Origin of the sequence: Ectothiorhodospira sp. 9100 (assembly GCF_022227565.1) — a bacterium.
Classification (GTDB): domain Bacteria; phylum Pseudomonadota; class Gammaproteobacteria; order Ectothiorhodospirales; family Ectothiorhodospiraceae; genus Ectothiorhodospira; species Ectothiorhodospira marina.
The window spans coordinates 30,506-43,397 of record NZ_JAJNAN010000006.1 but is presented as its reverse complement, the minus strand read 5'-3'; the positions used below and the strand labels follow the sequence as shown (position 1 = coordinate 43,397).

Annotated in this window: 9 protein-coding genes; 3 read left to right on the top strand and 6 right to left on the bottom strand. The window is 63.8% G+C overall.

Annotated features, from left to right (window positions below; genetic code table 11):
- Positions 1-175: 175 nt before the first annotated feature.
- Positions 176-1,114, top strand: a complete 939-nt coding sequence (locus LPW29_RS03420) for a hydrogen peroxide-inducible genes activator (protein ID WP_090251502.1) — start codon at positions 176-178, stop codon at positions 1,112-1,114.
- On the opposite strand, the gene LPW29_RS03415 is transcribed toward LPW29_RS03420, so the two are convergent.
- The 4 genes from LPW29_RS03415 to LPW29_RS03400 all read right to left on the bottom strand — a co-directional run bounded on the left by LPW29_RS03415 (position 1,106) and on the right by LPW29_RS03400 (position 5,153).
- On the bottom strand, positions 1,106-2,026 hold the full coding sequence (locus tag LPW29_RS03415) for a pentapeptide repeat-containing protein (RefSeq protein WP_255705766.1): 921 nt from the start codon (positions 2,024-2,026) through the stop codon (positions 1,106-1,108). The two genes, LPW29_RS03420 and LPW29_RS03415, sit on opposite strands and share 9 nt — an antisense overlap.
- 19 nt (positions 2,027-2,045) lie before the next feature.
- Positions 2,046-2,573 carry a Slp family lipoprotein gene (locus LPW29_RS03410; protein WP_090251618.1) on the bottom strand — a complete coding sequence of 176 codons (528 nt, stop codon included), beginning with the start codon at positions 2,571-2,573 and terminating at the stop codon, positions 2,046-2,048.
- Position 2,574: 1 nt separating this feature from the next.
- A complete protein-coding gene (locus LPW29_RS03405; RefSeq protein WP_090251505.1) occupies positions 2,575-3,432 on the bottom strand; it encodes an HDOD domain-containing protein in 858 nt (285 codons plus the stop codon).
- A 167-nt stretch (positions 3,433-3,599) separates the two neighbouring features.
- On the bottom strand, positions 3,600-5,153 hold the full coding sequence (locus LPW29_RS03400) for a response regulator (protein WP_238626865.1): 1,554 nt from the start codon (positions 5,151-5,153) through the stop codon (positions 3,600-3,602).
- A 192-nt stretch (positions 5,154-5,345) separates the two neighbouring features.
- Here LPW29_RS03400 and LPW29_RS03395 point away from each other — a divergent pair, with 192 nt between their 5' ends.
- Positions 5,346-6,041 (top strand): SDR family oxidoreductase, encoded by a 696-nt coding sequence (locus LPW29_RS03395; protein WP_090251512.1) that lies wholly within the window; start codon positions 5,346-5,348, stop codon positions 6,039-6,041.
- 17 nt (positions 6,042-6,058) lie between these two features.
- Positions 6,059-6,646 carry an FKBP-type peptidyl-prolyl cis-trans isomerase gene (locus LPW29_RS03390; protein WP_238626864.1) on the top strand — a complete coding sequence of 196 codons (588 nt, stop codon included), beginning with the start codon at positions 6,059-6,061 and terminating at the stop codon, positions 6,644-6,646.
- 316 nt (positions 6,647-6,962) lie between these two features.
- Here the strand turns inward: LPW29_RS03390 and LPW29_RS03385 are convergent, their stop codons facing one another.
- A complete protein-coding gene (locus LPW29_RS03385; RefSeq protein WP_090251514.1) occupies positions 6,963-8,504 on the bottom strand; it encodes a bifunctional GNAT family N-acetyltransferase/carbon-nitrogen hydrolase family protein in 1,542 nt (513 codons plus the stop codon).
- A gap of 395 nt (positions 8,505-8,899) precedes the next feature.
- Positions 8,900-12,661, bottom strand: coding sequence for a methionine synthase (metH, locus tag LPW29_RS03380; RefSeq protein ID WP_238626862.1), 3,762 nt, complete (start codon positions 12,659-12,661; stop codon positions 8,900-8,902).
- Positions 12,662-12,892 lie beyond the last annotated feature (231 nt).

Here is a 12,892-nt window from a genome sequence, read left to right as displayed (position 1 = left end):
ATAACACGCCATGCGCCCCCCCGACCGCCCCCACCGGTGCCGAAATCCCGGTGGAATCGGGCACTCGCACGGGCCGTTGAAGAATGTCTCGCGCGGCGCTGATCACCGTGATGGCCTTCACCCAGTCTCGTTCAGTACACTCGGGATCACCGTCACCGCTGGACAATTTGCCGACATGACCCTGACCGAATTTCGCTACATCGTCGCGGTGGCCCGCGAACGGCATTTTGGCCGGGCGGCCGAGGCCTGCCACGTCAGTCAGCCCACGCTGAGTGTGGCCGTGAAGAAACTGGAGGAGGAACTCGGGGTGGTGCTGTTCGAGCGCAGCAAGACGGAGGTGAGTATCACCCCGGTGGGGGATCAGGTGGTTCGCCAGGCCCAGCGAGTGCTGGAGGAGGCAGACAGTCTGACCACCATCGCCCGACAGGGGCGGGATCAACTCTGTGGCCCCCTGCGCCTGGGGGCCATTCACACCATCGGCCCCTATCTTCTGCCCCATCTGGTGCCCGAGGTACACCGGCGCGCCCCCAAACTGCCGCTGATCATCGAGGAGAACTACACCGCCCGGCTGGCGGAGAGTCTCAAGCAGGGAGAGCTGGACGCCATCATCGTGGCCATGCCCTTCGAGCAACCCGGCGTGGTCACCCTGCCCCTGTATTCAGAGCCTTTCGTGGCCGTGCTGCCGGCGGATCACCCCTTGAGCCGACGGCAGAAACTGGACATCAACGAGTTGGCCAGGGAAACCCTGCTGCTGCTGGGCGCGGGCCATTGTTTCCGGGAGCAGGTATTGCACTTCTGTCCGGACTGCCACGCCACCATGTCCTCGGGCAACAGCATCCAGCACACGGTGGAGGGCAGTTCCCTGGAGACCATCCGCCACATGGTGGTCACAGGCATGGGGGTCACCATCCTGCCCTGCTCGGCCGCGGGTGCAGATCGTTATGCCCAGCACCTGCTCTCCATTCGTCGCTTCCAGGAGCCGGTGCCCACCCGTCAGGTGGCCCTGGCCTGGCGCACCAGCTTCCCGCGCCCCAAGGCCATCGAGGTGATCCGCCAGGCCATTCTTGACACGCACGTCCCCTGCCTGGAGATGATCGGCGATCCCTCACGGTGATTCGCAGGTGCCTATCGAGCCAGAAGCGCAGACGCGGCCGTCGGTCCAGAGGGCACGACTGAGAATGGCACCCGTCAGATCGGCATGGTCCAGCCGGGCGCCACGCAGGTCAGCATGGCTCAGGTCGGCACCCGCGAGGCGGGCGTCGGTGAGCACGGTTTCCTGGAGCATCGCACCGGTGAGGCGCGCGCCGCTCAGATCGGCCTGGTTCAGCCGGGCCCGCCTGAGATCTGCATAACCAAGGTCTGCCCCAACCAGGCGTGCTTCCGACAGATTGGCACCCAGCAGGTCCGCGTTGCTCAGGTTTGCACCAGTGAGATCCTGCCCGCGCAGGTCCATGCCCACCATGCGGCAGTAGCTCCAGTTGACCCCCGGCTGGGCCGGCGCCAGGCAGTCTGCCGCAGCGTCCGGCTCCTGACGGTCCATTCCCAGCCACAGCAACAACAACAGGCCCAGCAGCCCGACCGCCAGCCCGATCCAGAGGCGCGGCCCCTGCGGGAGATTGCTCGAAGGCTTGGGCGACTGCAGCAACTGCACCCGCTGGTAGCGGTGACTGACCAGTTCGGGGGGTTCGGGGCGACGGCGATCGCCCGCCCGCTGATCCGTCTGGGAGGACAGCTCATCGGGATAGGGTCGGGCCCGACGTTCGGGGGAGCGCTCGTCCTCGCGGCGCTTGGCCTGCAGCAGACGCTCTCGCCCTTCCGGGGTGTCAGTATCGTAGAACTCCACCGGGATCAGGTGAGGCTGGGAGCGGAGGGCATACCAACGCTGCTGGTCCAGGCTGACCTCGTCATCCATGCGCAGCCGCCCCAGCAATAGGTAGCTGCGGATCAACCGTTCCGGATAGGGTCCCCTCACCTCTCCATTGCGGCGAGTGAACCAGAGTTGATGCTCATTCTCCATAAGCTCCATGAACTCGGTCACGAGGGTCTCAGTTGCTCAGTATGACACCGATACCGATATTGAAACGCGGGCGCGTGTTCACCGGGTCGGCCTCCTGCGGCCACAGGTAATCATTGTCCACTGCCATCACGGGGTAACGATAGGGGGTGTCACCCACCTGACCAGTGACGACCTTCTCCAGCCTGCCCGTGACCGTAAGCAAACGACCGGGGCTGTAGTCCACGCTTTCCAGGTAACCGGGCACCCGGGCCATGAAACGCCCTTGCTGCGTACGATCGGTCCGGGGGCGCTGCTGGCGGTCCAGGGGATAGGCCAGAATCTCCACCTGGGTGGCCTGCTCCAGGTTGCGGGTATTGACGATCATACCGCCCCAGACCACGCGCGCCCCGGCAGCCCCCTCCTCGGACAAGGCCACCTGTGACGGAGTGAGAGCGGACAGGGTGTCCCGGGTATCGAACTGGGGCCCGGTGGCACAACCTGCCAGTCCCAGGGCCACCAATACCAGCAGCCCCCACCATCCGCATCGGCATCGGGGTCGCCAGGTACAAGAGGACATGTCATCCATGATCGAGGATCAGGGCCTCTACCTCCACCACCTGATGCTGGGCCCGATCGATGATGGACGGCAGCACGGAGGGATCAAGGCCAGAGCGCTCCCAGGCCTCGGGCTGGATGGGCGGGGCATCCCTGGGGTCGCGGGTGTCCACTTCGGCCATGTGGGCAACGGTGTTGGCAATGTGCACCAGGGCCACGGCGGTCTGATGCTCCTTGGCCGCGGTGGGTTCATGATGGTAGCGGATGCAGGCCAGCAGCTTTTCGGGCAGATGCCAGTGGGCCGCCAATTCACCCCCCACCTGGGCATGGTCATAGCCCAGCACGTCCCGCTCCGCCTTCTGCGGGGGCATGCGACCGGCGTTCTGCAGCCCCAGCAGGAAGGCCTCGTGGGCCTCATCGGGCTCGCGGTTGAAGATCAGCAAGCGCCCGATATCGTGCAGCAGACCGGCAATGAACATGGTTTCGCCATCGCGCATCTTGAGATCTTCGCTGAGCAACCGGGCCACCAGGCCGCAATAAATACTGTGACGCCAGAAGTCCTCCATGGACATCAGATCGTTGGGGATGCCATCGAATGCCTTGGTCACGGTGGTCGCCAGTACCAGGTCGCGGATCTGGCGGGTGCCAATCACCTGTACGGCCCGGGTGATGGTATCGATGCGGTGGGAGAGGCCGTAGAAGGGGCTGTTGGCCACCTGCAGCAGGCGAATGGTGAGCGCCGGATCCTGGCTGATCACTTGGCCAATATCGGCTGCGGTGGATTCATCATCGTCCACCATGGCATTCAAGCGGCTGGCCACCGCGGGCAGAGAGACCAGTCCCGACCCCTGTTCCACCAGTTTTTCAATACTCAGTGACATGCCATCCCCCGATTCTCCACTGCCAGGCGTGAGCGGGCAGACTCCTCTGGATGATAGACCAGATCACGCCGCCCAGGACACGTGACCCAATCATACACCCTCAGCGTTCGGGAGCATCCTGATGCATGGACAGGAAACACGCTCCTCAACCCTCCCCTCCCCGGGGCCTACAGCAGCGCCCCGCCCAGAAAAAATGCCAGCAGCGCCAGGGCAACGACACCCACGCCCGCCAGGGCCAGATTGCGCTGGAATCGTCGGCGTTGCTGGTTTTCCTCCCAGCGATGCACCGAGGTGTCGCGGGCGCTCTGGGGGGATGGGCGTTCCGGGGAGGTCGGGCGGTCGACGCCATCCAGGGACACCTGATCCGCCGGGCCGGCCGCGGGCTTGGCGGGCTGTTGAGGCGCTGCGTTCTCATCCCCCCGGGGCACGGAGCGTTCCAGGGTATCCAGGGCCTCGGAGAGTTGGGCTTCCAGGTGTCTGCGCTTTTCCGCCTCCTGGCGCTGCAGCTCCTGTTGCTTCTTCTCCAGCAGATTCAGCTCACCGCGCAGGGTACGCACTTCGCCCTGTGAGGTCTCGCGCTCCTGCTCCAGACGTTCCACCCGCGAGATGGCCTGTACCAGTTCGTCCTCCACCTGCAGACGAGCCAGTTCCGCGGCCTCCGCCCGGGCCTGAAGATTGCCTTGCGGTTCCGCAGGGGCCTCGCCGTTGGAGCTGGCCAAGGCGCGCTCAGCGGCACCCGTGCGTTCCCGAGCAGATTCCAGTTCAGCCTTGAGTCGGCGTACTTCGTCCGCATCCCCCTCGGCTGGCTCCTGGCGCAGGGCGTGGAGTTCCTCCTGGGCCTGTTCCCGGGCCGTGGCGGCCTCCCGGACCTGGGCATCGCGCTCCAGCAGTTGGGCAGAGGCTTCCCGCAGCTCCCCTTGCAACCCTTCCACGCGCTCCTGGGCGCGACTGGCCTCTTCCTGCTGTTCACGCAGCCGGGTACGTAGCTGTCCATGGGTCCGTTCGGCCTCTTCCAGGGCCTCGCGACCCTGGGCCAGTTCGGCCTCCAGAGCGGCGATGCGGTCCTTGGCTTCCCGTTCGTCCGAGGTCTGCTGGCGCAGCATGAGTTCGGTGCGCAGCTGGCGCATGTCTCCCTGTAGCCGTTCCCGTTCCTTGACGGCGGCCCGGGCCTGGGTCTGGGCGTGTTCCAGTTGCTCGCGCAGGTTCTTGATTTCGGTCTGGGCGTTCGCAAGCGCTGCCGTGTCGGGGTGGGGTTCCGGCACAGGCTGGGAGGTGGGTTCTGCCGGAGGTGTGAGGGGGGCCGCCGCGCCCCCTGCCAGGAGTTGCTCGGTGGTCTCCAATACATTGTCGGCGCGAAACGGCTTCATCACCACGTCATTGGCGCCGCGCTCGGCAGCCTTGCGCCGGGTGCCTTCGTCGTCCTCGTTGCCGGTGACGATCACCACGGGGAGGGCTTTGAGACGGGTGTCGTCACTGTCACGAATGCGCTGCAACAGGCCGTAGCCGTCCAGCTGGGGCATGGAGAGGTCGGTGAATACGCAGGCGATCCCGGGATTCTGCTCCAGCAGGGTCCAGGCCTCCATGCCGTCGGGGGCATCCACCACCTGATAGCGCCGCCGCAGGATCTTGTTGAGCGCCTGGCGCATCACCCGGGAGTCGTCCACCACAAGAATCAGTGGTGCGTCATCCTGCGGCCCGGTGGTATCGGTCGGTGAAGTCATTGGCCCTTCCCCCATATTCCACGGTGGTTGTTCTGATCTTCAGTATGCCCCGCGGCAAGTGTAGCCGTAACCCCGGTGAGGTCTCGACCTGTCAGTCTGGTGGGCGCTTCCTTTCGTCGGCGCCTTGATAGCGGCCCCGGGGCGGTTCATCATCAAGCCATCATCATATTCCACTTGGGAGGATTGCCTGACATGTCTGAAACCGTACTCATCACCGGGGCCAACCGCGGCATCGGTCTGGAAATGACCCGTCAGTTCGCCGACGCGGGTTTTCGGGTGTTTGCCTGTTGCCGCAATCCGGAGAGCGCGCGGGATCTGAGCCGGCTGGCCGCCAGCAAACAGGGCCAAGTGAGCCTGCATCCGCTGGATGTGACCCACCCGGCACAGATTCAGGCCATGGTGGACATGCTGGGGGATACGCCGCTGGATATTCTCATCAATAACGCGGGGGCCTTTGGCCCGGCAACGCCTTTTGGCGATACGGATGTGGAGGCCTGGATGGATACGTTCCGGGTGAACACGGTGGCGCCGCTGAAGATGATGGAGGCGCTGGTAGACCGGGTGGCGGAGAGTGATCGGCGCCTGATGGTGAACATCACCAGCAAGATGGGCAGCATCGCGGACAATGGTTCGGGCGGCTTGTATGTGTACCGGTCCACGAAGGCGGCCCTGAACGCAGTGGTGGCCAGCGCGGCGCTGGATCTGCAGCCCCGGGGGATCACGGTGGTGGCGATGCATCCGGGCTGGGTGCTGACGGACATGGGGGGCCCCAGTGCGGAGATGACGGTCACGGAGAGTGCAACGGCGCTGCGGGGGCTGATGGATGACATCACACCGGCGGATGCGGGGCGGTTCATGGATATCAATGGGGCGGATATTCCCTGGTAGGGCGTGGGATACCAACGATGCTTGCTTCGCTGTTGCGTAATGTGTTGTTTCTGGCGGTGGTCAGTCTGATCTCGCTGGTAATCATTTTTGTGGGTGCCCGCAGTTGTGGGTTGACACCAGAGCAGCGGGCGGAGGAGGCGTTGTTGGCGGAGTTGAATATTGAGGAGGGGGATGCCTACCGGTCGGCCAATGCGGCACGACCGGGGGTGGTGACGTTGTCCAGTGGCCTGCAGGTGGAGGTGCTGGAGCTGGGTGATGGGCCGGTGCCGGAACGGGAGGACCGGGTGGTGGTGCATTACCGTGGGATGCATCTGGATGGGCGTGTCTTTGATAGCTCTTATCGTCGGGAGGTGCCGTCCGTGGTGACGGTCGAGGATATGATCCCCGGTTGGCAGGAGGCATTGGTGAATCTCCCCGCGGGCAGCGAGGCGCGGTTGGTGGTGCCTTATCAATTGGGTTACGGGGGCGGCCGGATGGGGGATGTGATCGGTCCGGGGGAGACATTGATCTTTGAGTTGGCGTTGCTGGAGGTGTTGGGGCCGGTGGAGGAAGTTGAGGAGGTGTTGGACCCGATGCAGGAGACGGTGCCTAGGCTGGGGCGGTGAGTTGGGGCTGGGTGGCAGGCCTGTTGGTGCGGGGTATCTCTTTCCGCGGGACGCCGTGAATACGTCCATGTAGGCTTGGACAGCCGCTTCCCGCGGCTGACACCCGCTCCAAGGAATACCCCACCCCGACTGGCCCGGACACATTGGGGCCCGACCAGGGAATGCCTGACTCCCTTCTCCCCCCGGGGGAGAAGGGCCGGGGATGAGGGGGGGGGGCGGAGGACATCGTGCCACCCTCTCCACCCTCACCCCAACCCCTCTCCCGCCATCGGGAGAGGGGCTCATGACTGCTTCAGAACTACAACCAATAGGTCACTCAGCGTTTCCAGCGGACGCTGTAGAGGTCGAGGCGGCGGTCGACCAGGTTGCGGACGCTGCCGTGGGTACGCAGTTCCTTGAGGTTGTCCAGGTCCAGGTCGGCGATGAGGGTCATCTCGGTGTTGGGGGTGGCTTCGGCGGCCACGGCGTCGTGGGGGAAGGCGAAGTCGGAGGGGGTGAACACGGCGGCCTGGGAGTATTGCATGTCCATGTTTTCCACCCTGGGCAGGTTGCCGACGCTGCCGGAGATGACCACGTAGCATTCGTTTTCGATGGCGCGGGCCTGGGCGCAGCGGCGTACGCGCAGGTAGGCGTTCTTGGTATCCGTCCAGAAGGGGACGAACAGCACCTGCAGGCCCTGCTCGGCGAGGATGCGGGGCAGTTCGGGGAATTCCACGTCGTAGCAGATGAGGATGCCGATCTTGCCGAAGTCGGTGTCGAAGATGCGAACGTCGTTGCCGCCGCGCAGGCCCCAGTAGGCGCGCTCGTCCGGGGTGATGTGCAGTTTGTACTGTTTGTCCCAGCTGCCGTCACGTCGACACAGGTAGGAGACGTTGCGCAGTTCCTGGTCTTCGTACTCGGGCATACTCCCGGCAACGATGTTGATGTTGTAGGACAGGGCAAGCTTGACCATTTCCTGGCGCAGGGGCTCGGTATATTCCGCCAGGTGGCGCACGGCCTCGGCCGTGTTTTCCTGATTGAACTGGGCCATCAGGGGGCCGTTGAAGAATTCGGGAAACAGAATGATGTCCGACTGGTAACCGGAGACGGCATCCACGAAGTATTCCATCTGCTGCAGCAGGTCATCCAGGGAGTTCAGGGGACGCATCTGCCACTGCACGGCACCGACCCGCACCACCTGCTTGGTGCCGCCGATGAGTTTTTCCTTTTCGTCGTAGTAGATGTTGATCCATTCCAGCAGGGTGGCATAGGCCTGGGATTCCTTGTCGTCAGGCAGGTAGTCATTGATGATCCGGCGTACGTGGAAGTCGTTGGAAAGCTGGAAGGTGAGCACCGGATCGATGATTTCCTTGGATTTGACCAGTTCCACGTATTGTTGCGGGCTCATTTCTTCCCGGTGGTTGTAGTAACCCGGGATGCGGCCACCGGCGACAATGGCGCGCAGGTTGAGCTTTTCGCACACTTCCTTGCGGGCATCGTAGAGGCGTCGCCCCAGGCGCAGGCCGCGGTATTCGGGATGCACGAAGACATCGACACCATAGAGGGTGTCGCCGTCGGGGTCGTGGGTGGTGAGGTAACCCTTGCCGGTGATTTCCCAGTAGCGATGCCGATCGCCCCAGCGGCGGTAGTCGACGATGAGGCTGATGGCAGCGGCCACGACCTTGCCGTTGTCCTCGATGCAGATCTGGCCTTCGGGGAAGCGGTTGATCTGGGATTCGAACTGTTCCCGGGTCCAGGCACCGTCCAGGCCCTGGTACACCGCTTCCATGATCTCTTCAATGTCCTTGTAATCATCCACACGCGTATTGCGCAGGGTCAGGCGGTGTTCGTCGTGTTCCGATTCGGGTGCGTCCGACATGGGGTGTTGCTCCGGCACAGGATGGGGTTTGGGTGGCCGATTAGGATAGCGGAAAATGCGGTTGACAGGGGGGTGTCGAGGCGCCCCCGGTATGGGGCGGAGGGCTCGCTGGACGGGCAGGCAGGGGGCTTGCGATACGACTTCGGGCAAGCAGGGAGGACGGGTGGCTTGCGGGACGGCCCTGGGGTGGGTATGACCCGCGCCGGGACGCCGTGAATCCTTCCCTGGAGGCTTGACGACCGCATCCCTGCGGTCGACACCCGGCGCAGGTCACACCCACCCCAGGGCCTGCATCATTGCCCTCCCCAGCAATAGGGAGAGAGGACACTCACCTCCAGAGCCTACGCCATGCTCCCCTCTCCCCTCGGGGAGAGGGGCCGGGGGTGAGGGCGCGATCAGTCCGGATCGTAACCCAGGTTCGGCGCCAGCCAGCGCTGGGCGTCGTCCAGGTCCATGCCCTTGCGCTTGGCGTAGTCTTCCACCTGGTCCCGGTTGAGCTTGCCCACGCCGAAGTAGCGCGACTCCGGGTGCGAGAAGTAGAAGCCGGACACGGACGAGGCCGGGTCCATGGCGAAGCTGTCGGTCAGGGTCATGCCGGCATTTTCCACCGGATCGATCAGCTCCCACAGCAGGCCCTTCTCGGTGTGCTCCGGGCAGGCCGGGTAGCCGGGTGCCGGGCGGATGCCCTGGTACTTCTCCTTGATGAGTTCTTCGTTGCTCAGGCCCTCATCCGGAGCGTAGCCCCAGAACTCACGGCGCACCCGCGCGTGCATGTGCTCGGCAAAGGCCTCCGCCAGGCGGTCGGCCAGGGCCTTGAGCATGATGGCGGAGTAGTCGTCGTTGCCTTTCTCGAAGCGTTCCACGTGCTTGTCGATGTCGCCACCGGTGGTCACGGCAAAGGCACCCAGGTAGTCATTCAGACCCGTGTCCTTGGGGGCCACGAAGTCCGCCAGACACATATTGGGGGCCTGGCGCGGCTTGCGGGTCTGCTGACGCACATTGTGCAGGCGCATCAACTCCTCGTTGCCGGCCTCGTCCTTGAACAGCTGGATGTCGTCCTCGTCCACGCTGTTGGCGCGGAAGAAGCCCACCACACCACTGGCCTTGAGCCAGCCTTCGTCGATGATCTGCTGCAGCATCGGCTTGGCGTCCTCGAACAGCTTGCGGGCCTCTTCGCCGACCACTTCGTCATCCAGGATGCGCGGATAGGCGGCATGCAGGTCCCAGGCGCGGAAGAACGGGGTCCAGTCAATGTAGTCCACCAGCCTGTCCAGCGGGTAGTCCTCGAAGCGCAGCAGCACGCTGTCCTGGCCTTCGGTGCGCAGGATCTTAGGAGCCGGGCCGCCCTTGTCCATGCCGGTGTCGCCATCCAGCACTGCCGGGCGCGGCGGGGTGTAGCCGGACCAGTCGATGGGAGCCTTGTTGGCGCGGGCCTCGGCCAGCTTGAGCCAGTCCTGCTTTTTCTGGCGGGCACCGTGCTGCTCGCGCACCTCGGCGTATTCCTTGGAGATCTTCTCGGCATAGGGGCCGCGCAGTTCCGGGCTGACCAGGCTCTGGGCCACGCCTACGGCGCGGGAGGCATCCTTCACCCAGACGGTGGGGCCTTCGTACTGGGGCGAGATCTTCACCGCGGTATGGGCCCGGGAGGTGGTGGCGCCGCCCACCATGAGCGGGGTCTTCAGGCCCACGCGCTGCAGTTCGGCGGCAAAGTTGGACATCTCTTCCAGGGAGGGCGTGATCAGGCCGGACAGGCCAATGACGTCCACCTTGTGCTCCTGGGCGGCCTCAAGGATCTTCTGGCCCGGCACCATCACGCCGATGTCGATGACCTCGAAGTTGTTGCACTGGAGCACCACACCGACGATGTTCTTACCGATGTCGTGCACGTCGCCCTTCACCGTGGCCATGAGAATGCGGCCATTGTTTTTCGAGTCGTCGGTCTTCTCGGCCTCGATGTAAGGGATCAGGTGGGCCACGCCCTTTTTCATGACGCGGGCGGACTTCACCACCTGGGGCAGGAACATCTTGCCGGCACCGAACAGGTCGCCAACCACGTTCATGCCATCCATCAACGGCCCTTCGATGACCTGGATGGGCCGTTCGAAGGTCTGACGGGCCTCTTCCACGTCCTCCACCACGTAGGCATCGATCCCCTTGACCAGGGCGTGCCGCAGGCGCTCGGCCACCGGCAGTTCGCGCCAGGCCAGGTCTTCCTTCTTGGCCTCGGCGCCGCTGCCGCGGAATTCCTCGGCCAGGTCCAGCAGGCGCTCGGTGGCGTCATCGCGGCGGTTGAGGACCACGTCTTCCACGGCCTCGCGCAGCTTTTCGGGGATCTCGTCATACACCGCCAGCTGGCCGGCGTTGACGATGCCCATGTCCATGCCCGCCTTGATGGCGTGATACAGGAACACGGCGTGAATGGCCTCGCGCACCGGGTTGTTGCCCCGGAAGGAGAAGGAGACGTTGGATACGCCACCGGACACCATGGCGTGCGGCAGGGTGTTCTTGATCTCGCGGGTGGCCTCGATGAAGTCCACGCCGTAGTTGTTGTGCTCCTCGATACCGGTAGCAATGGCAAAGATGTTGGGGTCGAAGATGATGTCCTCGGCCGGGAAGCCCACCTGCTCGGTGAGGATCTTGTAGGCCCGCTGACAGATCTCCACCTTGCGTGCCTGGGTGTCGGCCTGGCCTTCTTCGTCAAAGGCCATGACGACCACAGCAGCACCATAGCGACGCAGCATCTTGGCCTGGTAGATGAAGTTCTCCTCGCCCTCCTTCAGGGAGATGGAGTTCACGATCCCCTTGCCCTGGATGCACTTGAGGCCGGCCTCGATCACTTCCCACTTGGAGGAGTCGATCATCACCGGCACCCGGGAGATATCCGGCTCGGCGGCGGCCAGGTTCAGGAAACGCGGCATCACTTCCATGGCATCGAGCATGCCTTCATCCATGTTCACGTCGATGACCTGGGCGCCGTTCTGCACCTGCTCGGCAGCCACTTCCAGGGCGGTTTCGAAGTCGCCGTCCTTGATCAGGCGCTTGAAGCGGGCACTGCCGGTCACGTTGGTGCGCTCACCCACGTTGACGAACAGGGTTTCTGGGTCGATGTTGAAGGGCTCAAGGCCGGACAGGCGGCAGGCCGGCGGGATGTCGGGGATCTGGCGCGGCTCGTATTCCTTTACGGCCTCGCGGATGGCGCGGATGTGGTCGGGCTGGGTACCACAGCAACCGCCAACGATGTTCAGATGCCCTTCCTTGGCCCAGCGCGCCACTTCTTCGGCCACCTGCTCGGGGGTCTCGTCGTAGCCACCGAATTCGTTGGGCAGACCGGCGTTGGGGTGAGCCGAGACGCGGGTGTCGGCGATCCGGGAGAGCTCCTCCACGTAGGGGCGCATATCCTTGGGCCCCAGGGCGCAGTTCAGGCCCACGGAGAAGGGCTGGGCGTGGCGCAGGGAGTTCCAGAAGGCCTCGGTGGTCTGCCCGGTGAGGGTCCGGCCGGAGGCATCGGTAATGGTGCCGGAGATCATCACCGGCCAGCGCTCACCGCGCTCGTCGAAGACGGTTTCCACGGCAAACACCGCTGCCTTGGCGTTCAGGGTGTCGAAGACCGTTTCGATCAGCAGGATGTCCACACCGCCATCGATCATATTGTCGGCGGCTTCCTTGTAGGCATCCACCAGCGCATCGAAGTGGGTGTTGCGCTTGCCCGGGTCGTTCACATCCGGGGAGATGCTGGCGGTACGGTTGGTGGGGCCGAGGATGCCGGCCACGAAGCGAGGGCGGTCCGGGGTCTTTTCCGTCCAGGCATCCGCCGCTTCGCGTGCCAGGCGCACCGCTTCGCGGTTGATCTCCGGCACCAGGTCTTCCATCTCGTAGTCGGCCATGGCAATGCGGGTGGCATTGAAGGTGTTGGCCTCGATGATATCGGCGCCGGCTTCGAGGAATTTTTCATGAACCTCCCGAATGATCTTCGGCTGAGTCAGAACCAGCAGATCGTTGTTGCCCTTGACGTCGCAGGACCAGTCAGCGAAACGCTCACCGCGGTAGTCGGCCTCTTGCAGGCCGTAGTTTTGAATGGTGGTACCCATACCCCCATCCAGGATCATGATGCGGCGTTCGATCTCTTTCTCAAGCTTTCTAAGTCGGTCGGAATTCATAAAAATCGGTCCCGTTGCTTCACAGATAGCCAACTATCATAACATGATTGAATAAAACGATTTTTACAGGCCGTAAAGCCGCTCCACACGCGGCTTTCAACTGATCCATGTCAGAGATTTCGACAGGGTATTGTCCTACGCTTGTATTATGGTTCGCGGGGCATATTCTGGGTCTCCTGCCTCCGAGCCAGTCACCTGATTGACTTGCGGGTTCTCCATCTTCACGCCTAC

Bases quoted from the DNA above. Each gene is read 5' to 3' on its own strand.
- LPW29_RS03420 (WP_090251502.1), top strand. From the start codon at position 176: ATGACCCTGACCGAATTTCGCTACATCGTCGCGGTGGCCCGCGAACGG.
- LPW29_RS03415 (WP_255705766.1), bottom strand. From the start codon at position 2,026: ATGGAGCTTATGGAGAATGAGCATCAACTCTGGTTCACTCGCCGCAAT.
- LPW29_RS03410 (WP_090251618.1), bottom strand. From the start codon at position 2,573: ATGTCCTCTTGTACCTGGCGACCCCGATGCCGATGCGGATGGTGGGGG.
- LPW29_RS03405 (WP_090251505.1), bottom strand. From the start codon at position 3,432: ATGTCACTGAGTATTGAAAAACTGGTGGAACAGGGGTCGGGACTGGTC.
- LPW29_RS03400 (WP_238626865.1), bottom strand. From the start codon at position 5,153: ATGACTTCACCGACCGATACCACCGGGCCGCAGGATGACGCACCACTG.
- LPW29_RS03395 (WP_090251512.1), top strand. From the start codon at position 5,346: ATGTCTGAAACCGTACTCATCACCGGGGCCAACCGCGGCATCGGTCTG.
- LPW29_RS03390 (WP_238626864.1), top strand. From the start codon at position 6,059: ATGCTTGCTTCGCTGTTGCGTAATGTGTTGTTTCTGGCGGTGGTCAGT.
- LPW29_RS03385 (WP_090251514.1), bottom strand. From the start codon at position 8,504: ATGTCGGACGCACCCGAATCGGAACACGACGAACACCGCCTGACCCTG.
- metH (WP_238626862.1), bottom strand. From the start codon at position 12,661: ATGAATTCCGACCGACTTAGAAAGCTTGAGAAAGAGATCGAACGCCGC.